We start from the raw sequence: 26510 nt of genomic DNA on the forward strand, positions 1-26510 counted from the left end.
AGCGCGGAAAGCCGCGCAGCGGATTGACGTCGCAGCCAGCGTTTTTTGCTGGCGATAATATTTGCTTGTTAGGCATAAATTACAACCGACTTGTATATGCCAAAAACTATTATGAAAAAACCGAAAACAAACGCCCATATAGGCAAGGCACGCAGTAGTATGACCTGAGCCTTTGTTTTGCCTGGAAATTTTCCTGTGCCTTTAAAGAGTGCCTGCCTTATAAGGCCTTTAAAATTAAAAAATTTTTTCTCAGTGTCCATTTCTATATGCGAAGTTAGCCGCCACATTATGAACTGATATATGTGAGCGATTAGGAGGCAGCTCCACATAACCGAGGAAGATACTTTGATACCAAGAAACGATGGTTCCTGAGTATCTGACAGCGCCAGTAGTAAGGCCACTGAAAAGCTTACCAGCACATTTCGACGGTAAAGCTGTGCATCTTTAGAAAAATCATCTGGCTCAGTTACTGATGCTTTTACTGCAATTTGAGGCGCTTTCAAGTTATCAGCCATACCCGTCCTTATGCCTAACGCAAAGCTTTGGGGCGGCTGGAGCGCAGCGTAAGCCGTCCCAGCCACGATAGTGGCGACAACAGCGCCTTGTTAGTAATCAATTTTATCCCAAGCGATAACAATGTCTGGAACAACTTCCCGTACCCTATTACTGATATCTAGCACTATGTCATGGTTTATATCTGAGGCAGCCAATACGTTAATACGCTGGATCTCACATTCTTTGTGAGCGAGCAATAAGTGTTTGGCAAACTCATCAGGTGATAACAGGCTATTTTGAAAACGCACACTTTGCGCATCAACCACTTCAATTTTATGAGTCTCGCAACGAGTTAGACAACACATGCCTGGGCATACTGTACTTGTAGAAATCTCCAAGCCTAAATCATCTTTCTGAAAGCTGAGGACAGCAAAGTACATAACCAGCGCTAGAAGAACTGACATAAAACCTAATTGTATAGAGTTGCTCATCGGTTTTCGCCTTGATTACTAACGCTTTGCATAAGCGGCGACCCGTCAGGGGCGTCCGGTGGAGGCCCATCGGGCCGGAACAGACTTAATGCACTTGTTATGTGTTTTTAACCCATCCAATGCTGAGCACATAACGACTCCCTTGCTTGACTGGTGTCACTGAGTGCTCAGAAATATCAGACCGGAAGAGTTTGATCCTTGAGCTCTCAAAAATCGGGTTGCTGCACCGAAAGTGGCCACCAGACTTTGGCTGCTTGAGCACCAGGTTAAACCGGTAATGCTCTCCGCTATTAACTTGATCGACATGGGGCGGTATACCCTGACCCTCTCGGAATCGGAGCAGGTACACGTCAAAAGGATTGGGCCAAAAACCGGCCCCGACGAGCATCTTATCGTATCCCGTGTTTTGCCGGCCTTTCTCCCAGCGGAAAAGACGGGAAAGAAATCTCTTGATACTCAACTCCGTGATTCCTGATTACACATAACGCTGCAAGCAGCGGCGAGCGTTAGCGAGTCCAGCACCGAAGGTGCGATGCTGGCTTGCCTTGTTATGCCTTACTTTGTGCAATCGAAGTGCTGTGTTGACCATGCACCACCACCATCAAGACACGAATCGATTAAAAGCTGCTCCCTTGCATAGGGATACAGCATACCCAAAATTACAATTGCTGTTATTAATTTGGCGAACCAACTAGAGCGTAAGCTGTGCCATTTAAACTGCAAAAATATACCGAAAACCAGTAACGCTAACCCACGCCAGCCCCAAATGATGCCACTTTGATACCAGGCATTTGGGAATTCGGTTGGCGGCCCGCCCGCAACCCAAAACGAGGCCATACTTTGGTTCAGGCAAAGCAGCGCTGCTGCAACGAATATTAACGTTAAGACGACTCTGAAAATCCTTTCTCGACGATTCAACTGACTTCCTTAGGCATAACGCACGCCTAAACGGCGAGCAACTTGTTGCGAGTCCAGCGGCCGCAGGCCGCGTTGTTTAAGGCGCTTGTTATGTGCTTTTAACATTAAGAATCCATTTTAACGATGGACATACTTTGGCCGCATATTCCATAGCTTCACTTTGCGTGGCGTACGTACCGCCATAAGCTGGTCTTCCATCGGGATATTTACCGGTGCGTATGTCATAAAACTCACCATATTGATCATCCTGAATCTCCAGTGGGTCTTCATAATCGCCTGAACCTGGTTTGAAATTGCTCTTAATTACATGAACTTCTTTTTCAATTTCATCAGCGTAGAGCCAAGTTCCACTAAGTACTAGTGTTTCGATTACTGGTTCCAACTACTGCCTCCCCACATAACGCCCCGCGCATGCGCGCGAACTTGTGAGCGTCGCAGGTGCCGCAGGCCCCGAATGACGCAATAACATGGACTCCCCCTCACTATCCGGCATCGATGTGCCAAACTGAGAGCGTCAAAACAAACAGTCACAAGTGAGGGGAAGTCGCATGGAACAGTCTATACGTTGTGGGGTTGATATTGCAAAGCTGGTGTTTCAAATTCATGGCGTTAATGCTAAATCCGGTGAAACATCGATGGTAAAGAAGTTAGCCAGAGGCGAAATGCTGCGCTTTTATGCCAATAAACCACCGATGCTCATTGGTATTGAAGCCTGTGGTGGCGCACATTATTGGGCGCGTGAACTCACTAAACTAGGCCATACGGTAAAGCTGATGACACCGCAATATGTCGCACCTTACCGCCGTGGCGGTAAAAACGATGCCAATGATGCCGAAGCCATTTGCGAAGCGTTGACCAGGCCCAATATGCGCTTTGTAGCAGTTAAATCAGAATCACAACAAGCAGTATTAGTCATGCATCGTATGCGTGACCAATGGGTGCGTGAGCGCACTTCACTGATGAACCAAATCCGCAGCTACCTGCACGAATTTGGTATCGTAATTAATCAGGGCCGTGCAGCGTTAGCCAAGACATTACCCTTGGTGGCTGAATCGGAAACCTTGCCACTGCTGTTTCGCCAAAGCATTGCGGATTTAGCTGATAGGCTGACTGATTTGGAGACGCGGATTACTGCACTTAACAAACGGATTGAAAGCTGGAGTAAGCAAGATAGCACAGCAAAAGCACTACTCGAGGTCTGTGGTGTCGGTAGCGTTACCGCCAGTGCAGCAGTAGCAACGGCCGGCGATGTGTCAGTATTTAAAAACGGCCGGCAATTTGCCGCCTGGCTCGGTTTAGTACCAAGACAGAATTCATCGGGTGGTAAAACACAGCTCGGAGCCATTACCAAACGTGGCGACCGTTATTTGCGAACACTGCTGGTGCAAGGCGCCCGAACAGTAATGCTGGCAGCGAGCAGAGCTCAAAAATCCACACAAACGACACCGATGTTTGAATGGATTTATAAGCTGCAAGAGCGACGGCCAAACAATGTCGTGGCAGTCGCTATCGCCGCAAAACAGGCCAGAATGCTCTGGGCAATTATGGCAAAACAGCAGCGGCAAGATGCGCAAGGCTTATCAACATGATGTAGCAATACAATGTAGTAAAACAGTAAGTTAACGACAACTCTCAACCAAAGAATTGCACTACAAAGCGGATAAAACAAAGCGGCAACGACCGTGCACAGGAAGGGCCTGATAACAATCCCGGTATTCATTACCGTTGATGCGATGAGGCACCTGTGCGCGAAAGTTATCAGGGCTGGAGCATGGCTAACACCATGAAACTCACGAGCCGAATAGACGTATGCAGTCATTCACCGCCAAGTTTGATCACTTTGTTCTTGCAATAGAGGGGGAGTCCATAGACGGTTTGTTATGTGTGAATTTCAAATCGAAGCTCCCCGCCAGATATTTTTATAATGCCGAAATCACCGGTAAGCTCAAATCCACCATCGACCACCTGCAATGTATCAATGTTGCCATAATCAATTGAACCGTAAGGATCAGTTGATGACATTACAGCTGATTTGGGCTTTAAACCAGATACGGAAACTGTATTAACAAATTGAAGTATTGCTTTTCGGTAACACGTATATTCATTTAGCTTTGGCTCAACATAATATTTGGACTCTGGCCAAATACTGGCCTCCAGCTCAAGGCGCAGGCAGTTATTCTCATAATTCCAATCTAAAACGAAAGAATCATTGAGATCGATACCGTTAAATACTTCCATTTGGCGCCAATCCATAGTCATTCACACATAACGCCCAAATATGCGGCGCCCGACGCAGGAGGGTGTCCGGCGCGTGAAACGCGCGTACATAATTTGCTTGTTATGTGATTTAATCAAAAACGTACTCCTTAATTATAAAAACCTTTATGTGCTCACACTCTTGAGCATGGGCTGGCTTATGGTTTTTACAATAAGGCTCTTCATAGCCAATTACTCGCTTTGCCGTAACTAGCTTTGGACAAATCTCCATCGCACTACCTTTAGCGAAATACGATTGGCCAGAACCGTGCGGCTTTAGACTAAATACAACACCTAGCCCTTCCCTAGCCAACGGGCCGCAGTCGTCGACTTCCACTTCAATATCCTGGGCGAATACCACGGAACACCAAAGTCCTATTAGAAACGTTAAATATCTGATCATAGTTTTCACATAACGCCCGGCTTTGGGGCGGACTTATAGCCGCGCAGCGGCGGAAAGGCCGTCCCAGCCCCGCAGGGGCGACAACAGCCGATTGTTAGAGCGCATTCGAGCTACGCATGAAGATCAACGAGTTCAGCAATTTTCTTTGCTACAACGGCCATAGAGTCTTCTGCAGTATCTAGGCCGCTCCTCGAGGCCAGCATTGGGCTGACATTACGCAGTGCGTCGTAAGTCGTCTTGTGCACAATTGGGACAAGCTGATTACGCGCCAGCAAGGCCGAGAGCTCTTTATCGGCGACACCTTCTTTTGGCAGCCTCACAAGAAGCGCAGGCGTTACAAGAACAAGTCCAATTTTTGAGTTCGCCAAGCCCTTATCGATTGCGCGCATCATCGGTACACCTAAGCCAAGGTCCTTCTCGCTGAACCAGACTTTGACTCCAGCCGCCACGAGCAAGTCGTGCAGCTCCTTCGCTGACTCTTGGCGGTCGTCCCAAGCATGGCAGAGAAACACATCCCGAAGATCTGGTTGCTGCGCTGCCCGTGCTTCAACTGCTTCGCGGAATGGTGTTAACGATACGATCTGGGCAGGCGTGTAAGAGACGGAAGAGCCGGCTCTCGACCAGCGTGGTCTTGAACCACCACTTGATCCGCTACCCCCGCTACTGCTGCGGTAGCTACTCCCTCCACTACCGGAAGAGGTGTAAGACGAAGAGTAGCCGCCGTAACCTCTACTACGATAACGACATGCTGGGCATGCAGCTGCTGCTGCCGCTGAACTATGACCGCGAACTGGAGCCGTGCATCTAGCCATCTCTTACTCCCTCTTTCAGCTTATTACTTCCGGTTGCGACAGAACCTGACGATGCGCTCTAACAATTTAATAGAAGGCACTATGCCCGCAAGTCGCACCAGCAAGTCGCCTTCAACAAAAAATTTAATTTCCCAAAACTAACCCGAAAAACACCGGTTATCAACAACTTTCTGTTTACCACTGTTAATAAACTTAACTAAAAGTAGGCGTTGTGCCCGCAAGTTGGTGGATATTTAACTCATAGCAGACTACTGTATAAATAAACACTATCAAGGTGACGCTATGGCATCCCCATTTCTGGAATATATCGCCGACTTTATGAGAACCCGCCGCTATGCCAGGCGGACTATTGACACCTACCTGTATTGGATCAAGTTTTTTATATTGCACAACAAAAAACAGCATCCAAATGCACTTGGCGATCTGGAAGTTGAACAGTTTCTGTCTTTTCTATCAAATCAACGCAATGTTGCGGTAAAAACGCAAGCAACGGCGCTTAATGCGTTGAGTTTTCTTTATAAACATATTATTCAGCGACCGTTGTCTTTGCAGCTAAATTTTAATAAAGCCCGTGTAGCTCAAAAGTTGCCAGTGGTATTAACCAGAGCAGAAATACAACAACTTCTATTAGTAATAGATCCCAAATACAAATTGATAGCCCAACTATTGTATGGCAGTGGTTTACGCCTGATGGAAGCAGTACGGCTTCGGGTGCAAGATATTGATTTTGACTACTTGTCAGTAATGGTGTGGCAGGGAAAAGGTAATAAAAACCGAAGGGTTACGCTGGCAGCAGAGTTAGTTCCTGTTTTACACATCCAAATTCATCAAATTGAACAGTATTTTCAGGCTGACTTCCAAAACCCGCAATATGCCGGTGTATGGCTGCCTTTTGCTCTTGCCCGAAAATATCCGGCAGCTCCTAGTGAAATTGGCTGGCAGTATTTATTTCCATCAGGCCAGTTAAGTGTTGATCCAGAATCTAAACTACTACGGCGTCACCATATAGATGAAACAACTGTCAGGCGAGCCATTAAATTGGCGGCTCGACAGGCTAAAATTAAGAAAATGTAACCTGCCATACTTTGCGCCATTCATTTGCCACACATCTACTTGAAGCGGGTATGGACATCCGCACCGTACAAGAACAATTGGGCCATAGCGATGTACGCACCACCCAAATTTACACCCATATACTTAAACAAGGCGCCAGTGGCGTAAGAAGCCCGCTATCACAACTGCTATAAAAAAAGGGCGCCGTAGCGCCCTGTTCAACTGGTAGTTTCTGGTTAGAAGCTATCACCTGGTATGCGGACCCAGCCTTCCATTAGTACCCGGGCGCTGCGGCTCATAATGGCTTTGGTGACTGTCCATTCACCATTAACCTGTTCAGCTGCCGCCCCTACTTTCAACGTACCTGACGGGTGGCCGAAGCGCACGGCTTCACGCTCAGTGCCACCGGCGGCCAGGTTAACTAACGTGCCGGGTATCGCAGCGGCGGTGCCAATGGCGACGGCAGCGGTACCCATCATGGCATGATGCAGTTTACCCATAGACAATGCCCGTACCAGCAGATCAATATCACTGGCAGCTACCTGTTTGCCGCTGGATGAGACATAGGCCTGCGGCGGCGCGACAAAGGCGACTTTCGGTGTGTGCTGGCGTACGGTTGCCTGTTCAATGTTGTTAATTAAGCCCATTTTCAGCGCGCCGTGGGCACGGATGGTTTCAAACCGTTGTAAGGCCTCAACATCGCCATTTATTGCCTCTTGCAACTCGGTGCCGCTGTAGCCAATATCGGCAGCATTAACAAAAATGGTCGGAATACCGGCATTAATCAGCGTTGCTTTAATGCGGCCAATACCCGGCACATCCAGCTCGTCAACGATATTGCCGGTAGGGAACATCGCGCCCCCGCCCTCGCCTGCATCAGCGGCCGGGTTGAGAAACTCTATTTGTACTTCAGCTGCCGGAAAGGTTACACCATCCAGCTCAAAATCACCGGTTTCCTGCACGTCGCCGTTTGTGATTGGTACATGGGCAATAATGGTTTTATTAATATTGCCCTGCCATATCCGCACGGTGCAAAACCCGTTTTCAGGAATGCGATCTTTCGCTACCAGGCCATTGCTGATAGCAAATGAACCTACCGCAGCACTTAAGTTACCGCAGTTACCGCTCCAGTCGATAAAGGGTTTATCTATCGCGACCTGGCCGAAAATATAGTCAACATCGTGGTTGGCTTTGCTGCTTTTGCTTAAAATTACCGCCTTACTGGTACTGGATGTCGCGCCGCCCATACCATCGGTATGCTTACCATAGGGGTCCGGGCTGCCAATAACCCGTAGTAACAACTTGTCACGGGCAGAGCCTGACTTTTGAGCCTCCTCTGGTAAGTCGTCCAGTTTAAAAAACACCCCTTTCGAGGTTCCGCCACGCATGTAAGTTGCGGGGATTTTAATTTGTGGTGTAGTCATAGTTGTTACCCATTGAATTTTTTTATTGCGTGGAGTACGAGCCGACAACCCTATTTTGCTCGCCGCAGCAACTCGTGAACGTGTGCGCGTTCACTCAGACACTCTACGGCGACAAAACAGGGCATCGACTCTCCCTTCGGAAAAAATGCACTCTGTCAGCGAAGATTAGAACCTCTGAAATGTTGTCACAGAGTGTCTGAATCCTGCCGCAGGCATAAGGACGAGTTGCTGTGACAAGCAGTTCAGAGCGTTGTAATCGCAGCAATTACTGCTTACTTTTGGCAACAGCAGTTACACCGCGCCCTGCAAGAAGTCCTGGGCGAAGCGCTGCAGAACACCGCCCGCTTCATAAATCGACAACTCTTCTGCTGTATCCAGCCGGCAGGTCATCGGCACTTCCAGCGTCTCGCCATTTTTACGGTGAATAACCAGCGTCAGCGTTGCCCGTGGTTTACGCTCACCTTTAACATCATAGGTTTCAGTGCCATCCAGCTGCAGCGTTTGCCGGGTCGTGCCGGGTTTAAACTCCAGCGGCAATACCCCCATACCAATTAAATTGGTACGGTGAATACGCTCAAAGCCCTCAGCGGCAATCGCCTGCACTCCGGCTAAGCGCACCCCTTTGGCGGCCCAGTCACGTGATGAACCCTGACCATAATCGGCACCAGCGACAATAATCAGCGGCTGCTTACGCTGCATATAGGTTTCAATCGCTTCCCACATGCGGGTAACCTTGCCTTCTGGTTCCAGCCGGGTTAACGAGCCCTGCTTTACCTTGCCATCGACCACCGCCATTTCATTAATCAGCTTGGGGTTAGCAAAGGTGGCCCGTTGCGCGGTTAAATGATCGCCGCGGTGGGTGGCATAAGAGTTAAAGTCCTCTTCCGGCAGGCCCATTTTATGCAAATACTCACCGGCAGCGCTGTCCAGCATAATGGCGTTTGACGGTGATAAATGGTCGGTCGTAATATTATCGCCCAGCACCGCCAGTGGCCGCATGCCGGTTAAGCTGCGCTCGCCGGCAATAGCGCCCTCGCCCTCTGTTGCCCAGTATGGCGGACGGCGAATATAGGTACTTTGTGGCCGCCAGTCGTACAGTGGCGTAACCTGCTCACCGTAATCAACATCTACCGCAAACATTGGCTCATACACCCGGCGGAATTGCTCAGGCTTAACGCTTTTGGCCACTACCGCATCAATTTCAGCATCGTCCGGCCAGATATCCTTTAAGGTAATGGCATTGCCTTTGTCGTCATAACCTAAGATATCTTTTTCAATATCAAAGCGGATAGTACCGGCGATAGCGTAGGCCACGACTAAGGCTGGCGAGGCTAAAAATGCCTGCTTAGCGTAAGGGTGAATACGGCCATCAAAGTTCCGGTTGCCCGATAACACCGCCGTGGCATATAAATCACGCTCGATCACTTCTTGCTGGATCACCGGGTCCAGTGCACCACTCATACCATTGCAGGTAGTACAGGCAAAACCAACAATGCCAAAGCCCAGCTGTTCCAGCTCAGACAACAAATTGCCCTCTTCCAGATACAGCTGAACCGCTTTGGAGCCGGGTGCCAGTGAGGTTTTTACCCACGGCTTACGGGTTAAGCCTTTAGCATTGGCATTACGGGCCAGTAAGCCGGCGGCAATGACGTTGCGCGGGTTAGAAGTGTTGGTACAGCTGGTGATGGCAGCAATAATGACCGCGCCATCAGGCATTTTACCCTCTTCCAGTACATAGTTGCCGGCAATGCCACGGGCGGTTAAATCACTGGTGGCTAAACGGGCATGCGGATTAGACGGCCCGGCCATAGTGCGGCCAACACTGGATAAGTCAAACTTCAACACCCGCGGGTATTGTGCTGTTACCAGACTGTCGGCCCACAAACCTGCTGTTTTGGCATAGGTTTCGACCAGTTGCACCTGTTTGGCTTCACGGCCGGTCAGGGTTAAATAATCCAGCGTTTGCTGATCAATATAAAACATGGCCGCGGTAGCACCATATTCCGGGGTCATATTAGATATCGTTGCCCGGTCACCTAAACTCAGGCTGCTGGCACCTTCGCCATAAAACTCTAAGTAGCTCGATACCACTTTTTCTTTACGTAAAAACTCGGTCAGCGCCAGTACAATGTCGGTCGCCATAATGCCAGGCTGGGCCTTACCGGTCAGCTCTACCCCGATAATATCAGGCAGACGCATCCAGCTGGCGCGGCCAAGCATCACACTTTCCGCTTCTAAACCGCCGACACCAATGGCAATAACGCCCAGGGCATCAACATGCGGGGTGTGGCTGTCTGTACCTACTAAAGTGTCGGGAAACGCTACCCCATCCAGGGAGTGAATTACCGGCGACATCCGCTCTAAATTAATCTGGTGCATAATGCCGTTACCCGGTGGGATAACATCGACATTCTTAAAGGCTTTTTTGGTCCAGTTAATAAAATGAAACCGGTCATCATTACGCCGGTCTTCGATGGCCCGGTTTTTTTCAAAGGCGTCTTTGTCAAAACCACCGTGTTCTACTGCTAACGAGTGATCCACAATTAACTGGGTTGGCACTACCGGGTTTACTTTAGCCGGGTCGCCACCCTGCTCGGCGATGGCATCTCGCAGGCCGGCCAAATCGACCAACGCGGTCTGGCCTAAAATATCGTGGCAGACGACCCGGGCCGGATACCAAGGGAAATCCAGATCATTTTTGCGGTAAATAAACTGCTTTAAAGAAGCTGTTAAGCTCGCCGGATCACAACGGCGAACCAGGTTTTCGGCAAATACCCGTGAGGTATAAGGCAGTTTGGCGTAAGCGCCGGGTTCAATAGCATCGACGGCGGCCTGAGTATCAAAATACTCCAGGTTGGTGCCGGGCAGTTTTTTACGATAATCGCTGTTCATTGTAGTTACCTGTCTGGCAGAAGAGAGTAAAGCCCGATATTACACAGTGGAAGAATCGGTTTGCCCTAAGCCGACCGTTGAAGCCCTGGACGGGCGGAAACGAGCCCCCATGGATGGGTTCACGGCGTGTCGGCGTGGGCAAACCGGTTCGTACACAAACTTACCGGTTTATTAGCTGGCTAAACGCTCTCTAAAAATTCGGGTTAATATGCAACCTATCGGTTGGAATCCCGCCATGCTCGCCACAGCAACTCGCCCTTATGCCTGCGGCAGGGCTCAGACACTCTGTGGCTGCGCTAACGGGTTCCAACCTCAGTTCCGTTTTACAGCTTTGCTAGTTACTTACCGCTCGCCAATCGGTTTAACACTGCGTGGCTCAACACCAACATAGTCAGCACTTGGCCGGATAATGCGGTTATCCGCGCGCTGCTCCATCACATGGGCAGCCCAGCCGGTTAAACGGCTGCAAACAAAAATTGGCGTAAACAGCTTGGTTGGAATACCCATGTAGTTGTAAGCCGACGCATGGAAAAAGTCGGCGTTACAAAATAACTTCTTCTCACGCCACATTACCGCTTCACAGCGCTCTGATACATCATATAAACGTGTGTCGCCATTAGCCTTAGCTAACTTTTCTGACCAGGCTTTTATAACCGCATTGCGAGGGTCGGAATCAGCATAAACCGCATGGCCAAAGCCCATAATTTTCTCTTTGCGTTCCAGCATCCCCAGCAGCTTTTGCTCTGCATCTTCTGGGTCTTTCATGTTTTCAATCAGTTCCATCGCCGCTTCGTTGGCACCACCATGCAACGGGCCGCGTAACGAGCCAATAGCACCGGTAATACAGGAATGCATATCGCTAAGGGTAGAGGCACAAACCCGGGCCGTAAAGGTAGAAGCGTTAAACTCATGCTCAGCATATAAAATCAGCGACGCTTCCATCACCTGAGTGTGCAATGCGGTTGGCTTAACGCCATGCAGGGTCCATAAAAACTGTTCAGCGGTAGAATTTGCATCAGTTTCCACTTCAATCTGTTTATTATGATGACTGTAGTTGTACCAGTAATTCACCATACCCGGAAATATAGCCAGCATGCGGTCGGTAACATCTTGTTGCTCGGCAAAACGCTGCTCGGTTTCCAGGTTACCCAGCATAGAACAGCCGGTTCGCATCACATCCATTGGGTGGGCTGATGCCGGGATCCGCTCCAGCACATCTTTTAATGCCTGAGGTAATGCCCGCATGTTTTTCAATGTGGTTTTATATTGCGCCAGCTCGCTCTTGTTCGGCAGCTCGCCTTTTAAAATCAGAAACGCGACTTCATCAAATTCGCAACTTGCGGCTAAATCTTTTACATCGTAACCCCGATAGGTTAAACCAGAACCCGTTTTACCAACCGTTGATAAAGCTGTTTTGCCGGCAACCTGACCACGCAGGCCGGCCCCTGATAATTGTTTTGCATTTGCCATTGTCTTGCTCCAATTCTTTGATAATTAACCTGTTAACTGCCAGCTGACGCTTACTTGTTTTTACCGTCGCTAAACAATGCATCCAGTTTTTGCTCAAAGCTGTGATAATTTAAAAAGTCGTATAGTTCAGCGCGGGTCTGCATGCTGTCTACCACTGCTTTCTGATCGCCATTAGCCAGAATAGACTGATACACATTCAGCGCTGCTTTATTCATGGCTCGAAACGCACTTAGCGGATACAGCACCATTGCTACGCCAACGCTGGCCAGCTCTGTTTTATTAAATAGTGGCGTCTGACCAAACTCAGTAATATTAGCCAGCACCGGTATTTTTAATGCGTTAGTGAAAGCCTGATATTGCTCTAGGGTATGAACTGCTTCGGCGAAAATAGCATCGGCGCCGGCAGCTTCACAGGCTAATGCCCGCTCCAGAGCCGCATCTACGCCTTGCTGCGCTAAAGCATCGGTTCTGGCCATAATAAAAAAGCTTTCATCATCACGCGCATCAACACTGGCTTTCACCCGGTCGACCATCTCATCTAAGCTGACAATTTCTTTGTTGGGCCGGTGGCCACAACGCTTTTGCGCCACCTGATCTTCAATATGAAAACCCGCTGCGCCGGCCCGGCTCATTTCTTTCACGGTGCGGGCAATATTAAAGGCCCCGCCCCAACCGGTATCGGCATCAACTAAAAGTGGTACGCTGGTAGCGGCGGTAATCCGGCGGATATCTTCACAAACATCATTTAGCGATGTCATGCCAAGATCAGGCAAGCCAAAAGAGGCATTTGCAACACCTGCGCCAGACAAATAAATAGCCTGATGGCCACAACGTTCGGCCATCATTGCCGTGTAAGCGTTAATGGTACCGACTATTTGTAACGGTTGGTTTGCAGTTATAGCCGCGCGAAATTTAGCGCCGGCGGTCTGTGTATTAGCCATATCAGGTTCCCATTTGTTCAAGTTGTAATTCAATATTGCGTCGCGATGCGGCTATATGACGGCGCATCAGTAAATCGGCCAGCTCACCGTCCCGGTTAGCAATGGCATTAATAATAGCTTTATGTTCATCAAACGCACGCGACACCCGTGGCCCATTCATGCCAAGCTGCACCCGGTACATTCGTACCAGGTAGTACAGCTCGTCACATAATATGTTGATTAAATAACTGTTTTTACTGCCGAGAATCACCCGGTAATGAAAGTCCAGGTCGCCCGCTTCCTGATAATAACTTTCGCCTTCGCGTACCCGTTGCGATGACAGGTGTTGATCCAGTAACTGGCGGACTTCGGTAATCTCAGCGTCTGTCATATGTTCCGCTGCCAATTTGCAGGCCAACCCTTCCAGGTTTTCCCGCAGCTGATACAATGCCAGCAAACCAGCTGTCGACAACGTCACTACCCGGGCACCAGCATTCGGGATCCGTTCAATCAGATGACAGCGTTCCAGACGTGCCAGGGCTTCCCGCAGTGGTGCCCGGCTTAAGTCGAAGCGACGGGCCAGTTCCGGCTCACTTATTTTGCTGCCAGCAGCAATATCGCCATCAACGATAGCCCGCTGAATTTCCTGCAAAACCCTATCGGCAGCAGTAACTGGTTGACGTAAAGCCGGATGCGCCTGATACATAAATTGTCGACATAAATAATTTATGCGCCCTTTTTATGCTTCTTAATGACCAGTGTCAAGCCTTGAAAGCATAAATTGTCGACAATATGCGCCTAAAGTAGTAGACAGGCTAGCAACCAAGATGGCATAGCCGCTGCTGCTGCCTCAGTTAAATTACGTTGAGTAAAATTATTTTTTAGACTTTTTTATTATTAACAAATTAACAATCTATACAAATGTCTTATAAAAAACATTTGCACCCAAATAAGGACAAAGGCTGCAATAACGCCATGCTGCGGCACAAAACAGGGGATAAGCTGGGTATAACCTGAGCGGAAACGGTGGGTAACTTTGCCAGAAAACAGAATTAAGGACCTGACAGCAACAGGAAAAAATGAATTAGCTTTACTACACTTGCCTTTACCTTATTTGCAACACTTTTTCGATAGCGCACGGCTCATTCCCTATGAGCCATTCCCCTAGGCCCAGAACAATTCGGATTGGTTCTGGGCTTCTTTTATCTGCAACTTCAAATAATTGTGACAGCCAAGCCAGAATTCAGCGTAATGCTGAATTAAAGCCAAGGGTTAAGCTGGTTTGCAAAGTGGAAATAACTGATAAAAGTTAGCGGTAGTCTGCTCTGCCAGACGGGCCACGCTGATGCCCCGTAACTCACTGATGGCATCGGCTACGGCGGTAACATAAGCCGGTTGATTGGTTTTGCCCCGGTAAGGCACCGGGGCAAGATAGGGTGAGTCGGTTTCAATTAACAGGCGGTCCAGCGGTAACTTCTTTACAACGGCGCGCAGCTCATCAGCATTTCGAAAGGTCATAATCCCGGAAATAGAAATATAAAACCCTAAATCTAGGGCGGCTTTCGCCATCTCGTAGCTTTCGGTAAAGCAATGCAATACCCCACCCGCCTGTTCAGCCTGGTGTGACTTCAGTAAGGCGATAGTGTCACTTCTGGCATCACGGGTGTGGACAATAAGGGGCTTTTTAACCTGGCGAGCCACGTCTATGTGGCTGACAAACGCCTGTTGCTGGGCCAGCTTAGACTCTGGCGCATAAAAGTAATCAAGACCAGTTTCACCGACAGCCACTACCTTCGGTTGCTGACATAAAGTGAGTAACTGTTGAGGGTCTACCGTACCAGTCTGATGTAACGGATGTTCACCACAGGATACAGACACTTGCGGATAGTCAGCCACCGTGGCCGCCATCTCAGCAAATTCCGCCAGGCTGACCGACACACACAGCATATGCTCAACCTGGCGCTCAAGGGCAGCATTAATAACCTGCTCCAGGCTCAGACCCAGTTTGTCCAGCTCTAACCGGTCCAGATGACAATGAGAATCTACAAACAAAACAACCTCTGAAATATGTCGATTACATGGTATAGGTGGGATCGGTACTGTTTTGCATACCGCCAATCAGTTTCTCTATTTTACCGGACAAATTCGCTTTATCATCAATAAAAGCTACGCCAATCCCTGCCGGATTAGCACTTTGTGAACCGTGCGGTGCTACCCAGGCCACCTTCCCAGTCACAACTAATGGCTCTAATGCATCTGGCAAGGTGACACTCAGGGCCAGTGACTGTCCCATCTTATACTGCCGGGCCGAGCGGATAAACAAACCACCATTTTTAAAAAAAGGCATATAGCAGCGGTACAACTCTTTATTATCAGTAAAGCCAAGGGTCAGCTCTTCCATTTTGCCTCCTGATGTTGCAACAAGGTTTTCAATTCAGTTAATAAACCGGACAACGCTAAAGCACTATTTTGCCCTATAATCCGGGTCGCGTCACGACACCAACGCTGATATGCCGTTAAAACAGCCTGCTGCCGTGAAAACTCCAACGGGCCGGCCAGCCTTTTACGTAAATAATAACCCAGCAAACCACTGAGTTCAGCGTTACCATCCAGCTGCTTTACGACACGGGCTAACGGCAGTTGGCCACTAACATACTCATCCAGCAATTTCAGACTGTCACCCAGGCTGTCCGCGGTATTATCCGCCAGCAAACTAAGCGCTTTTAACGGTGCGCCCTGACAGTAATCAACTAAAAAATCCGGTGGCGCTTGACTGGTTTGCTGGCGCAGCCACTGTGCTGTCTGAGCAGCATTGCCAGCAGCTAACAGCCATTGCTGACAGCGGCTACGAATGGTCGCTGACAACTGCGGATAGTTACTGGTTACCAACACAATAAAACAACCCGCTGGCGGCTCTTCCAGGGTTTTTAGCAGGGCGTTGGCCGCCGCTTCTGTCATCGTATCTGCCTGCGGAATAACAGCCACCCGGTAGCCATGCTGCTGTGCTGCGCCATGGGTAAACTGATTCAGTTGCCGGATAGCATCCACGCCAAGATGTTGGCTATCGCTGCGTAGCAGCAGTAAATCAGCATGGTTACCTGCTTGTCGCAATAAACAACTTTTACATTCACCACAGGCTCCTGCTGGCTGCCTGTTTTTACACAGTAACGTGGCAGCCAGCGCATCAGCCATTGCACCTTTACCAATACCCGCCGGGCCACTGAGAATAAGGGCGTGAGCCAGTTGGTCATTGCTGATCAGCGTCTGCATCTGCTTAAACTGCGCAAGTAACCACGGATACAGTTCAGTCATCTGTTTGCCCGGTAAAATGGTTATCCAGGGCGTTGATGATAGCCTGCTGCACCGCAGCCAAAGGCTGGCTGGCATCGATACTGACAATATTGGGTTCGGTTGCGGCAATTTGCAGGTATTTTTGCCGGGTTCTGACAAAAAATGCCAGCTGCTCCTGCTCAATCCGGTCCAGCTCACCGCGGGCGGCAGCACGGCTTAGCCCCACTGCCGGGTCGATATCAAGATAGAGCGTCAGATCAGGCCGGGTATTACCCAGCACCGTAGTGCGCAGGTTATTAATTAGCTGCTCATCTAACTGGCGACCGCCCCCCTGATAAGCGCGGGAAGACATATCATGGCGGTCAGCCAGCACCCAGTCGCCACGGCTCAGTGCAGGCCGGATAATGTTGGTCAGTAGCTGCACCCTTGCGGCATACATCAGTAGCAACTCCGTTTCCGGCGCCAGTTGTTCATTGCTATCAACCTGCTTTACCAGGGTTCGCAGCTTTTCAGCCAGCGGGGTGCCGCCGGGCTCACGGGTAGATACCACCTGCAGATGTCGTTGCTGCAGCCAATGAGTAATAGTTGTGATGGCACTGCTTTTTCCGGCACCTTCCAGCCCTTCCACTACAATAAATTTGCCGGGCTTAATCATCGTTTTTTCCCAATATGTACTTCCTTACCGCGGCATTATGTTGCTCCAGCGTTTCTGAAAACACATGAGCGCCATCACCACGGCTGACAAAATAAAAATAATCGCTGACATCCGGCTGCGCAGCCGCCTGCAAGGCACTGCTCCCGACAAGTGAAATCGGTCCTGGTGGTAAACCATGATGACGATAGGTATTGTACGGATGCGGATTGCGTAAATCGGCATAGGTTATCCGGCCGCTGTAGTCTGTTGAGCCATAAATTACGGTGGGATCGGTTTGCAGCCGCATATTATTGTTTAAACGGTTAACAAATACTGAGCTGACCAGCGGCTTCTCTGCCAGTAAACCGCTTTCTTTTTCAATTAACGAGGCCATGATCAACAATTGATAGCGGTTTTGCAGTGGTAATTCTCCCTGACGTTGTTGCCAGGCCTGGTCGAGTTGGCGCAGTAGTGCCTGTTGCGCACGTGTTATCAGGGCACTGGCAGGGCTGTTTGCGGTATAAAAATAAGTGTCAGCAAATAACAGGCCTTCCGGGTGCTGAGGTTTGCCCCCCCACTCGGCTGGCCAGTTTAACAGCGCCAGTATTTGGCTGGTAGTGCTGACATCCTGTTGTAAGTATGCTGCCTGCTGCAACCTCGCCAGGGCTTGCTGCACTGTTTCCCCGTCAATAAAAGTCACGCTGAACTGGGCGACCTCCCCACTGGCAAACAACCGCAGCAATGACAACAGTGTCGCACCATCCGGCGTCTGGTATGTACCTTGTCTGACTTTAGCTAACTCAGGCTGCCACTTTAAATACAATCGCAGTAACTGACAGTCGATATCGTTAAGCTGGCCCTGTGCCAGCCACTGCTGACAAAGGCCCCGGGCGCTGCTGCCGGCGGGCACAGTGAAATAGGGCTCAGTCAGTTGCACCGGCCGCTGTTCCAGTTGTTTAAAACCGTATGCCAGAATTAGCACAGCGCTAATAGCGCTTAGCAACAGAAAAACGAATAGTTTTTTAATCATAAATGCCCGTTACACCAGGTTTTCGCCAACGTCAGATTAAGCGGCTGATTATTATAAGACTGTACCGGCACTAATCCCATCAGAGCATTGGTCAGTACCATTGCATCAACCGTCGCTAACTCAGACAGCTGCCAGTTAACCAGCCCGATATCAGCATGCCGCGCTAACAGCTGGCTTCGCATAACACCGGCAACCCCTGCCCGGGTTAGCTCTGGCGTATACCAGCGTCCGGCGCGGTGCATAAACAGATTTGCAGCGATAGCTTCGGTAATAAAACCCTGCTGATCGCAGACCAGCAGATCTTCAGCCTGTCTGGCAATGGCTTCCTGTTTTAACAACACCTGTTCTAGCCGGTTACAGTGTTTTAAGCCCGCCAGCGCAGGTTGAACCGCAAGGCGCAGTTCAGCCAGCAGTAAATTAACACCTTGCCGCTGCCACTGGCGGTAATCTGGCAGCTGACTATGGCTGATAAAAATGCTGGCAGGTGCAATTCCCGCGGGGCTGTAGCCACGAAGGCCGTCACCGCGGGAAATCTGAATTTTTAATACCGCATCAGTCAGTTGTTCAGCTGCTATTGTAGCCGCAACGGCGTTAGTGACCTGGTGCCAGTCAGCAATATCAATAGCCAGCTGGCGGGCACTATGCTGTAACCGTGCCAGATGCAACGGCCACAGCTGGGGTATGCCGTCAGTTACCCGGACCGTGCTGAAAAAGCCATCACCGTATAAAAAGCAGCGATCGTTGATACTGATAGTGTTGGTCACGTGACTGATTAACAACCGGGAAATAAGGCCGAGTATGCCTTAAATTGCAGATAAAACAAAGGCTGCCACAGCAGCCTTTGTCAACGCTGAGTTGGAATTACACCCGCTTAAACAGGATAGAACCGTTAGTACCACCAAAACCAAAGGAGTTACACAATGCGTACTCCAGCTTCGCCTGGCGGGCCGTGTGCGGCACATAGTCCAGATCACAGCCGTCACTGGGGTTATCCAGGTTAATAGTTGGTGTCACCAACTGGTCCTGCAACGACAGTACAGTAATAATTGACTCGACCGAGCCCGCTGCACCTAACAAATGGCCCATCATTGATTTGGACGAACTGACCATTAAATTAGCAGGCTTAGCCCCGAATAGTGATTTAATTGCCATAGTTTCTGCAATATCGCCAGCCGGGGTAGAAGTACCATGGGCATTAATATATTGCACCTGCTCCGGGTTTACCCCGGCATCATGCAAAGCATTTTTCATTGCCAGTGCCGCCCCTTTGCCACTCTCTGGCGGCGAGGTCATATGATAAGCATCACCACTCATGCCAAAACCAACGAGCTCGGCATATATTTTGGCACCACGGGCTTTGGCGTGCTCGTACTCTTCCACGACCATTACCCCTGCACCATCACCCAATACAAAACCATCGCGGTCTTTATCCCACGGACGGCTGGCTTTTTCCGGCGCATCATTGCGGGTCGATAATGCTCTGGCCGCACCAAAACCGCCCATACCCATCGGAGTTGAGGCTTTTTCAGCACCGCCGGCAATCATGGCATCAGCGTCGCCGTAGGCAATCATCCGCGCGGCCTGGCCAATGTTATGCACACCTGTGGTACAGGCGGTAACAATACTGATATTCGGGCCCTGCAAACCAAGATTGATAGAAAGGTGACCGGCAATCATATTAATAATGGTTGAAGGTACAAAGAACGGAGATAAGCGCTTAGGACCGCTGTTCAGCAATTTAATATGGTTTTCTTCGATTAATCCCAGACCACCAATTCCCGAACCGATAGCTGCGCCAATGCGCGGGGCATTTTGTTCAGTAACTTCCAGGCCGGAATCACGAAAAGCCTGAATACCAGCGGCCACACCGTACTGAATAAATAAGTCCATTTTCTTGGCATCTTTTGCCGGGAAAAAGGGCTCAACATCAAAATTCTTAACCAGACCAGCAAATTTTGTAGTGTAAGCACTGGTGTCGAAATGCTCGATAAATCCAATACCACTTTGGGCCTGCTGCATAGCCTGCCAGCTACTGGAAACGTCGTTGCCCAGCGGCGTTAACATTCCCAGACCGGTCACTACCACACGACGTTTTGCCATCGTGTCCTCCGTCTTAGCAAATTATATCTGTCGTGAAACGAAAACGGGTAGCTAAGCTACCCGTTTTACAAGCTTTGCGCTTACTCAGCGTGGGCTTTAATGTAGTCAATCGCTGACTGAACAGTAGTGATTTTCTCAGCTTCTTCGTCAGGGATTTCAGTATCGAATTCTTCTTCCAGCGCCATTACCAGCTCTACTGTATCCAGTGAGTCAGCACCCAGATCGTCAACAAAAGACGCTTCGTTTTTCACTTCGTCTTCTTTAACACCCAGCTGCTCGATGATAATTTTTTTAACGCGTTCTTCGATGTTGCTCATCTTTTCTTCCTTTTTCTCATATAAATCGCAACAATTCGTGCAATTTTGTGTGGCGCTAGTTTATGCGTAAGCTGCAACTGTTGCAAGCATGCTTACCAGCATTTTTTGCTGGTCAAACCTGCTTTGCTTACAGCATATACATCCCGCCGTTAACGTGAATTGTTTCACCGGTAATATAGGCTGCCGGTGCCGAGACTAAAAAAGCGACTGTCGCTGCAATTTCTTCTGGCTGGCCCAGCCGGTTAGCCGGAACCTGAGAAAATATTGCTTCTTTTTGCTCGTCAGACAGCTCTTTAGTCATATCTGTGTCAATAAATCCCGGCGCTACAGCGTTAACCGTAATACCGCGTGAGGCCACTTCACGCGCCAAAGACTTAGTAAAACCCAGCACGCCAGCTTTGGCCGCTGCATAATTGGTCTGACCTGCATTACCCATTGAGCCAACCACAGAGCCGATAGTGACAATGCGACCATAACGTTTTTTCATCATGCTACGCAAGACCGCTTTACTCAGCCGGAATACCGATGTCAGGTTAGTCTGAATAATGTCAAACCACTCATCATCTTTCATCCGCATCAATAAATTGTCGCGGGTAATACCCGCATTATTAATCAAAATATCAATTTCGCCAAACTGGTTTTTAATTTCAGTTAAACATTGTTCAATTGAATCGGCATCAGTTACGTTCAGTACCAGGCCCTGGCCCTTATCTGCCAGATAAGCTGAAATAGCCGCAGCGCCTTTCTCTGTTGTTGCGGTGCCGATAACTTTGGCACCCAATGCCGCCAATTGCTCAGCTATCGCGCGGCCAATACCACGACTGGCGCCGGTTACCAGGGCAACTTTGCCGTCTAATGTGAGTAAGTTTGTCATCGTTATTCCTGTGTTAGCTGGGTTAATGCAGACTGTAACGATGCCTGATCATTAACTGAACTGCTATTAAGATTTTTATCAATGCGTTTTATCAGGCCACTGAGCACTTTGCCGGCGCCCAGCTCAATCACGTCAGTGACGCCATTGCTTGCCAGCCACTCAATGGTTTCAGTCCAGCGCACCGGGCTGTATAACTGGCGGACCAGGGCATCTTTTATTGCCGCACTATCGATAGCAATACTGACATCAACGTTATTTACTACCGGTAATTGCGGTGAATTAAAGTTCAGCGCCGCTAAGTCGGTAGACAACTGCTCAGCGGCCGGGCGCATCAGCGCACAATGCGACGGTACACTGACCGGCAGTGGCAAAGCCCGCTTAGCCCCCGCTGCTTTACATAATTCCCCGGCCCGCTCGACTGCCGCCTTATGTCCGGCAATAACGACCTGACCGGGTGAGTTGTAATTTACCGGCGCCACGACTTCGCCCTGCGCCGCTTCTGCACAGGCTTTGGCAATCAGCGCGTCGTCAAGACCAATGATTGCTGACATGCCCCCTACTCCGGCAGGCACCGCCTGCTGCATATATTGACCACGTTGCTCAACCAGTTTTACCGCTGCGCCCAGACTCAGCACATCAGCACACACCAGCGCAGAATACTCTCCCAATGAGTGCCCTGCAAAATAAGCGGGGGTCGCACCGCCTTGTTGCTGCCATAAGCGCCAGATAGCCACAGAAGCCGTTAATAACGCCGGTTGAGTTCGCTGTGTTTCGTTTAAATCAGCTTCCGGGCCGTTAGCAACTAATGCCCATAAATCGTAACCCAGCGCGGCAGAGGCCTCAGCAAAGGTGGTTTTAACGATGTCGTGCTGATATAAGTCACTTAGCATACCAACACTTTGTGAACCCTGTCCGGGAAAGACGATTGCAAGTTTTTGAGTCATTTTTTGTCCTGCACTTTTAACTTATAGCTTTTAAAAATAGCGTAAAATTAATGCTGTATTATTAGTAACGTACCAGGGCTGAAGCCCAGGCAAAACCGCCACCAAAAGCTTCCAGTAGTAAGGTCTGGCCCCGTTTAATCCGGCCATCCCGGATAGCTTCATCCAGCGCGGTGGGAACAGTTGCAGCAGAGGTATTGCCATAACGGTCAAGATTAATCACCACCTGGTCCATCGACATATCCAGTTTACGGGCTACCGCAGAAATAATGCGTAAATTAGCCTGATGCGGCACCAGCCAGTCAATTTCTGACTTATCCATATTATTGGCACTAAGGGTTTGCTCGACGACCTGGGATAGTTTAGTGACGGCCACTTTAAAGACGTCGTTACCTTTCATACTGCCCCAGGAATTGTGTACCGAGTTTTCATCACCGCGAATTGGGTTATCGACGTACAATAATTCTGAGTATTTACCGTCAGCATGGATATGAGTAGATAAAATACCGGGCTGCTCTGACGCTTCCAGTAAAACGGCACCGGCGGCATCCCCGAATAAGATCACCATGGAACGGTCTTCCGGACTGACTAATTGCGACAGGCAATCTGAACCAATCACCAGAATACGTTTAGCGATACCGGTTTTAATATACTGATCTGCCACACTTAAGCCATAACAAAAACCGGCGCAGGCAGCGGCAATATCAAAGGCAGGGATGGCTGGAATGGCTAATTCGCGCTGAATTTCACACGCGGCGCTTGGCAGCGCGCGCGAGGCACTGGTGGTAGCACAGATAATCATATCGATGCTGTTCTTATCTATACCCGCTGCGTCAATAGCTTGCAGCGCCGCCTGAGCGCCCATAGTCGCAACAGATTCGTCAGCGCCGATAATCCGTCGCTCTTTAATGCCGGTTCGCTCTATAATCCATTCGTCGGTGGTTTCCACCATGGTTTCCAAGTCAGAGTTGGTGCGAACCTGAGACGGGAAGTAACTCCCGGTGCCAATAATGCGTGAGTACATGCGAACCTATGCTTTATCTATTAATACGTGTTCCAGCCGATCTTTAATCTTGGCAGGCACCTGGCGTTCTACCTCGCGCACTGCTTGTCGGATGGCACTTAAAAATGCGTCTTTTGTCGCATTTCCGTGACTTTTCACTACAATTCCGCGCAATCCTATCAGACTTGCCCCGTTATAGTGGTCGGGGTTCACCCCCTGATAAAGACTTTTTATAAAAGGTTTCAGTAACCAGCCAAAAAACTGGGCACTGACTTTCTGGCGTAAACTGGTTTCAAACCGGCGTAATATCAGCTTGGCAACCCCTTCACAGGTTTTCAGTGCAACGTTGCCGACAAAACCATCGCACACAATCACATCAGCTTTCCCGGAAAAAATATCATCGCCTTCAATATAACCAATGTAATTAATGTCGTTACAGCTGGTCAGTAACTGCGAGGCACGCTTAATCTGATCCGAGCCTTTAATTTCCTCTTCGCCCATGTTCAGCAACGCAACTTTCGGGTAGCGAATGCCGACGACTTCTTCAGCCATTACCGCACCCATAACTGCAAACTGGAACAAGGTGTCAGCATCACAATTAACGGTAGCGCCTAAATCCAGCATATACACCGGATTACCTTTGCAACTGGGTAGCCCGCTGATCAGCGCCGGTCGTTCTACCCCGTTCAGCATTTTCAGCACATAATGGGCCATGGCAATTAAGGCGCCGGTATTGCCGGCACTGACACAGGCCTGAACCTGCTCCTGCTCAACCAGGTCCAGAGCCCGGCGCATAGATGACTCGCGTTTATTGCGCAGGGCAACAGAAGGCTTATCGGCCATACCAACATCATTATTGCTGGCAACCAGGCTGAGCTGCGGGTGTGGATAGCTATTATGAAAACGTAACTGCTGCTGCAACATGTCAATGTCGCCACACAACACAAGGTTTAATTGGGGGTATTCGCTAATCGCTGCCAGGGCGGCAGGAATAGTAGTAAGGGGGCCATGGTCGCCCCCCATCATATCTAAAGCAAGCTTAATCTTGATTGGCTGCACCAGGTGCATCCGGGCTTACTTTACTTTACGGCCTTTATAGAAACCATCGGCAGTAATGTGGTGACGACGATGCGTTTCACCAGTTGTTGAGTCAACTGACAGCGTAGGGCCAGTTAACGCATCGTGAGAACGGCGCATGTCACGACGTGCACGAGATTTTTTGTTTTGCTGAACAGCCATTGTTTTTCTCCTAAATCACTTTTTTTTCAGTTCTTGCAGTATGGCAAAGGGGTTTGGTTTTTCTGGTTCTGGCCCTATGTCTCCAAAGCTCATTGCCTCAGCACTGATATTACAGTCTGCTGCATCATGCATTGGAAACAGTGGTAATGCCAGAATAAGTTCATCCTCAACCAACTGCCGTAAATTTATTTCGCCATGCTCGTCGCGCACAATAACATCGTAACGCTCTGGTATTAATGCCAGCGCGGCGTCATCATCCCCTTTCACCGGGGTATAGACAAATTCACTGCCTAACGCCAGTTGCATGGGCTCGCCACAACGCTCACAGCGTACAGTAACCTCAGAAGCCGCCTCGCCGTTTAACACTGCAAGGCCTTGCTCATCTGTTCCGCACTCAATTCGTACTGCTACTTCGCCTTGTTTTTCAACCAGACTCTCTGTTAACCGGGTTAGATTTTGCAGCGGCACTATGCCGTCGAAAATCGACCGCTTTTGAGCAGCTTTCACCGGGTCCAGCGTAACAGGTATTTTCACTTTTTGCATAAGGCGCGCATCATATAGAACCCACCCCCTGCTGTCAAAGGGTTCCCACAGTTTTTTCAGCTTTTTCTTGGCTGAAAAAAAACCATGCTTTGAGAAAACCCGGTTCAGTTGGCATAATAGCTTTTTCTCAGCCCTTCTCTGAGGTTTTAATGTCTCAATCTCCTCTGCCTAAGCTGTATCTCGCATCCACCTCACCCTATCGCAAGCAATTACTGGCAAAATTAACCCCGCATTTTATTGCCGTCAAACCGCAAACGGATGAAACACCATTGCCGGATGAAGATGCAACCGCGCTGGTACGCCGGCTGGCAAGGGCTAAAGCACTGGCTGTTGCGGCGACATTGGATGAAGGGCTGGTCATTGGCGCTGATCAGGTAGCCGTATTTAATGGTCAAATTATTGGTAAGCCACATAGCCGCGCAAATGCTGTTGCGCAGTTAAGTCAGTTTAGTGGTCACAGTGTCACTTTTTTAACCGGCCTGGCCCTGCTGAACGCCGCAACCGGCAACTGCCAGCTAACCGTAGAACCTTTTACAGTCTGTTTCAGAAAACTGACTGATGCAGAAATTATTGCCTATGTAGAGCGGGAGCAACCGCTGGATTGCGCCGGCAGCTTTAAAAGTGAAGGGCTTGGGATCAGCTTGTTCAGCGCTCTGCGTGGTGATGACCCAAACAGTCTGATTGGTCTGCCCCTGATAAGATTACTGCAGTTACTCCGTAATGAAGACGTTAATCTGTTAACCGCCGGCGGCTAGATATGAGGCAGCAACGCCGGCAAATCATCAATGATGGCTTTTGGCTGAAACTGCCGTAAAACCTCGGCACCATGCACACCATGGGTCACCCCTACCCGCGGCATCGCAATCGCCTGCGCCATTTTCATATCATGGCTGGTATCACCGACCATAATCGCATTGGCAGGAGGCACCCCCAGTTGCTGGCTTATTTGTAACAGCATATCCGGGTGCGGTTTTGACTGGGCTTCATCAGCACAGCGGCTGGTCACAAAATAGTGGCCAAGCCCGGTTTGGGCAAACATTCTGTCCAGGCCCTTTCTGGCTTTACCGGTCGCCACCGCCAGCAGAATATTTTGCTCAGCCAGGGTTTTCAGCACCTGCTCAGCGCCGTTAAATAATGGTGTAGGGGTAGTGTCGTAAATAGTGTAATGATCACGATAGTGCTCAAACAACTGGCTGCGCTGGGTCTGGTTAGTGTCCGGAAACAATACCGCAAAGGCCGGGTCAAGACTTAACCCGATAATCTGCTTTACTGCGTGACTGCTTGGCACCACTAAACCGGTTAAGCCTGCTGCGGCCTGCATTGATGACACAATGCGGCCAATCGAGTCCATTACCGTGCCGTCCCAATCAAAAATAACTAATTTTACTTCTGTCATATAGCGCT

General features: G+C 49.5%; 31 protein-coding genes. 4 read left to right on the top strand and 27 right to left on the bottom strand.

Annotated features, from left to right (window positions below; genetic code table 11):
- Positions 1-68: 68 nt before the first annotated feature.
- The 5 genes from KG631_RS10780 to KG631_RS10800 form a co-directional block, all read right to left on the bottom strand.
- Positions 69-515, bottom strand: coding sequence for a hypothetical protein (locus KG631_RS10780; protein WP_213999739.1), 447 nt, complete (start codon positions 513-515; stop codon positions 69-71).
- 90 nt (positions 516-605) lie between these two features.
- Entirely contained in the window at positions 606-986 is a 381-nt protein-coding gene (locus KG631_RS10785; RefSeq protein WP_213999740.1) for a hypothetical protein, read from the bottom strand.
- 97 nt (positions 987-1083) lie between these two features.
- Entirely contained in the window at positions 1084-1374 is a 291-nt protein-coding gene (locus KG631_RS19235) for a 2OG-Fe(II) oxygenase (protein ID WP_365868924.1), read from the bottom strand.
- A 167-nt stretch (positions 1375-1541) separates the two neighbouring features.
- Positions 1542-1904: a hypothetical protein gene (locus KG631_RS10795; RefSeq protein ID WP_213999742.1), complete on the bottom strand. Its 363-nt coding sequence runs from the start codon at positions 1902-1904 to the stop codon at positions 1542-1544.
- 88 nt (positions 1905-1992) lie between these two features.
- Complete coding sequence (locus tag KG631_RS10800) at positions 1993-2286, bottom strand: hypothetical protein (RefSeq protein ID WP_213999743.1); 294 nt, start codon at positions 2284-2286, stop codon at positions 1993-1995.
- A gap of 166 nt (positions 2287-2452) precedes the next feature.
- On the opposite strand from KG631_RS10800, the gene KG631_RS10805 reads away from it, so the two are divergent.
- Complete coding sequence (locus KG631_RS10805) at positions 2453-3493, top strand: IS110 family transposase (RefSeq protein ID WP_213377562.1); 1041 nt, start codon at positions 2453-2455, stop codon at positions 3491-3493.
- Between the two features lie 289 nt (positions 3494-3782).
- Here the strand turns inward: KG631_RS10805 and KG631_RS10810 are convergent, their stop codons facing one another.
- On the bottom strand, positions 3783-4142 hold the full coding sequence (locus KG631_RS10810) for a hypothetical protein (protein ID WP_213999744.1): 360 nt from the start codon (positions 4140-4142) through the stop codon (positions 3783-3785).
- A gap of 531 nt (positions 4143-4673) precedes the next feature.
- Positions 4674-5375, bottom strand: a complete 702-nt coding sequence (locus tag KG631_RS10815) for a toll/interleukin-1 receptor domain-containing protein (RefSeq protein WP_213999745.1) — start codon at positions 5373-5375, stop codon at positions 4674-4676.
- Positions 5376-5657: 282 nt separating this feature from the next.
- Here KG631_RS10815 and KG631_RS10820 point away from each other — a divergent pair, with 282 nt between their 5' ends.
- Both KG631_RS10820 and KG631_RS18930 read left to right on the top strand, forming a co-directional pair.
- Positions 5658-6449: an integron integrase gene (locus tag KG631_RS10820; RefSeq protein ID WP_301003757.1), complete on the top strand. Its 792-nt coding sequence runs from the start codon at positions 5658-5660 to the stop codon at positions 6447-6449.
- A 50-nt stretch (positions 6450-6499) separates the two neighbouring features.
- Positions 6500-6622 (top strand): tyrosine-type recombinase/integrase, encoded by a 123-nt coding sequence (locus KG631_RS18930; RefSeq protein ID WP_301003758.1) that lies wholly within the window; start codon positions 6500-6502, stop codon positions 6620-6622.
- Positions 6623-6664: 42 nt separating this feature from the next.
- On the opposite strand, the gene prpF is transcribed toward KG631_RS18930, so the two are convergent.
- The 19 genes from prpF to yceD all read right to left on the bottom strand — a co-directional run bounded on the left by prpF (position 6665) and on the right by yceD (position 25106).
- On the bottom strand, positions 6665-7852 hold the full coding sequence (gene prpF / locus KG631_RS10825) for a 2-methylaconitate cis-trans isomerase PrpF (protein ID WP_213999746.1): 1188 nt from the start codon (positions 7850-7852) through the stop codon (positions 6665-6667).
- A 291-nt stretch (positions 7853-8143) separates the two neighbouring features.
- Positions 8144-10744 carry a Fe/S-dependent 2-methylisocitrate dehydratase AcnD gene (acnD, locus tag KG631_RS10830; RefSeq protein ID WP_213999747.1) on the bottom strand — a complete coding sequence of 867 codons (2601 nt, stop codon included), beginning with the start codon at positions 10742-10744 and terminating at the stop codon, positions 8144-8146.
- A 342-nt stretch (positions 10745-11086) separates the two neighbouring features.
- Positions 11087-12214 (bottom strand): 2-methylcitrate synthase, encoded by a 1128-nt coding sequence (prpC, locus tag KG631_RS10835; protein ID WP_213999748.1) that lies wholly within the window; start codon positions 12212-12214, stop codon positions 11087-11089.
- 50 nt (positions 12215-12264) lie between these two features.
- Complete coding sequence (prpB, locus tag KG631_RS10840) at positions 12265-13155, bottom strand: methylisocitrate lyase (RefSeq protein ID WP_213999749.1); 891 nt, start codon at positions 13153-13155, stop codon at positions 12265-12267.
- A 1-nt stretch (position 13156) separates the two neighbouring features.
- Positions 13157-13840 (bottom strand): GntR family transcriptional regulator, encoded by a 684-nt coding sequence (locus KG631_RS10845; protein WP_213999750.1) that lies wholly within the window; start codon positions 13838-13840, stop codon positions 13157-13159.
- 566 nt (positions 13841-14406) lie between these two features.
- On the bottom strand, positions 14407-15186 hold the full coding sequence (locus KG631_RS10850) for a TatD family hydrolase (protein WP_213999751.1): 780 nt from the start codon (positions 15184-15186) through the stop codon (positions 14407-14409).
- A 22-nt stretch (positions 15187-15208) separates the two neighbouring features.
- Positions 15209-15535, bottom strand: a complete 327-nt coding sequence (locus KG631_RS10855) for a PilZ domain-containing protein (RefSeq protein WP_213999752.1) — start codon at positions 15533-15535, stop codon at positions 15209-15211.
- Positions 15523-16446: a DNA polymerase III subunit delta' gene (holB, locus tag KG631_RS10860; protein ID WP_213999753.1), complete on the bottom strand. Its 924-nt coding sequence runs from the start codon at positions 16444-16446 to the stop codon at positions 15523-15525. Before holB ends, KG631_RS10855 begins: the two co-directional genes overlap by 13 nt.
- A complete protein-coding gene (gene tmk / locus KG631_RS10865; RefSeq protein ID WP_213999754.1) occupies positions 16439-17080 on the bottom strand; it encodes a dTMP kinase in 642 nt (213 codons plus the stop codon). Before tmk ends, holB begins: the two co-directional genes overlap by 8 nt.
- Positions 17073-18089: an endolytic transglycosylase MltG gene (gene mltG, locus KG631_RS10870; protein ID WP_213999755.1), complete on the bottom strand. Its 1017-nt coding sequence runs from the start codon at positions 18087-18089 to the stop codon at positions 17073-17075. Before mltG ends, tmk begins: the two co-directional genes overlap by 8 nt.
- Complete coding sequence (gene pabC, locus KG631_RS10875) at positions 18086-18853, bottom strand: aminodeoxychorismate lyase (protein ID WP_213999756.1); 768 nt, start codon at positions 18851-18853, stop codon at positions 18086-18088. The genes mltG and pabC overlap by 4 nt, the downstream gene beginning before the upstream one ends.
- A gap of 97 nt (positions 18854-18950) precedes the next feature.
- The gene (gene fabF, locus KG631_RS10880; protein WP_213999757.1) at positions 18951-20189 is read right to left on the bottom strand and encodes a beta-ketoacyl-ACP synthase II; all 1239 of its coding nucleotides are present in this window, start codon (positions 20187-20189) and stop codon (positions 18951-18953) included.
- Between the two features lie 80 nt (positions 20190-20269).
- Positions 20270-20506: an acyl carrier protein gene (gene acpP, locus KG631_RS10885; RefSeq protein ID WP_008223041.1), complete on the bottom strand. Its 237-nt coding sequence runs from the start codon at positions 20504-20506 to the stop codon at positions 20270-20272.
- Positions 20507-20633: 127 nt separating this feature from the next.
- The gene (gene fabG / locus KG631_RS10890) at positions 20634-21380 is read right to left on the bottom strand and encodes a 3-oxoacyl-ACP reductase FabG (protein WP_213999758.1); all 747 of its coding nucleotides are present in this window, start codon (positions 21378-21380) and stop codon (positions 20634-20636) included.
- A 2-nt stretch (positions 21381-21382) separates the two neighbouring features.
- A complete protein-coding gene (gene fabD, locus KG631_RS10895; RefSeq protein WP_213999759.1) occupies positions 21383-22324 on the bottom strand; it encodes an ACP S-malonyltransferase in 942 nt (313 codons plus the stop codon).
- Positions 22325-22385: 61 nt separating this feature from the next.
- A complete protein-coding gene (locus tag KG631_RS10900) occupies positions 22386-23345 on the bottom strand; it encodes a beta-ketoacyl-ACP synthase III (protein WP_213999760.1) in 960 nt (319 codons plus the stop codon).
- 6 nt (positions 23346-23351) lie between these two features.
- Complete coding sequence (gene plsX, locus KG631_RS10905) at positions 23352-24392, bottom strand: phosphate acyltransferase PlsX (protein ID WP_213999761.1); 1041 nt, start codon at positions 24390-24392, stop codon at positions 23352-23354.
- A gap of 6 nt (positions 24393-24398) precedes the next feature.
- A complete protein-coding gene (gene rpmF, locus KG631_RS10910) occupies positions 24399-24563 on the bottom strand; it encodes a 50S ribosomal protein L32 (protein ID WP_019675618.1) in 165 nt (54 codons plus the stop codon).
- A 15-nt stretch (positions 24564-24578) separates the two neighbouring features.
- Complete coding sequence (yceD, locus tag KG631_RS10915) at positions 24579-25106, bottom strand: 23S rRNA accumulation protein YceD (RefSeq protein WP_213999762.1); 528 nt, start codon at positions 25104-25106, stop codon at positions 24579-24581.
- Between the two features lie 149 nt (positions 25107-25255).
- On the opposite strand from yceD, the gene KG631_RS10920 reads away from it, so the two are divergent.
- The gene (locus tag KG631_RS10920; RefSeq protein ID WP_301003760.1) at positions 25256-25861 is read left to right on the top strand and encodes a Maf family protein; all 606 of its coding nucleotides are present in this window, start codon (positions 25256-25258) and stop codon (positions 25859-25861) included.
- Here KG631_RS10920 and KG631_RS10925 read toward each other — a convergent pair.
- Complete coding sequence (locus KG631_RS10925) at positions 25858-26502, bottom strand: HAD-IA family hydrolase (RefSeq protein WP_213999763.1); 645 nt, start codon at positions 26500-26502, stop codon at positions 25858-25860. The two genes, KG631_RS10920 and KG631_RS10925, sit on opposite strands and share 4 nt — an antisense overlap.
- Positions 26503-26510 lie beyond the last annotated feature (8 nt).

The sequence above is a fragment of the Arsukibacterium sp. genome (assembly GCF_018402695.1).
GTDB lineage: Bacteria > Pseudomonadota > Gammaproteobacteria > Enterobacterales > Alteromonadaceae > Alishewanella.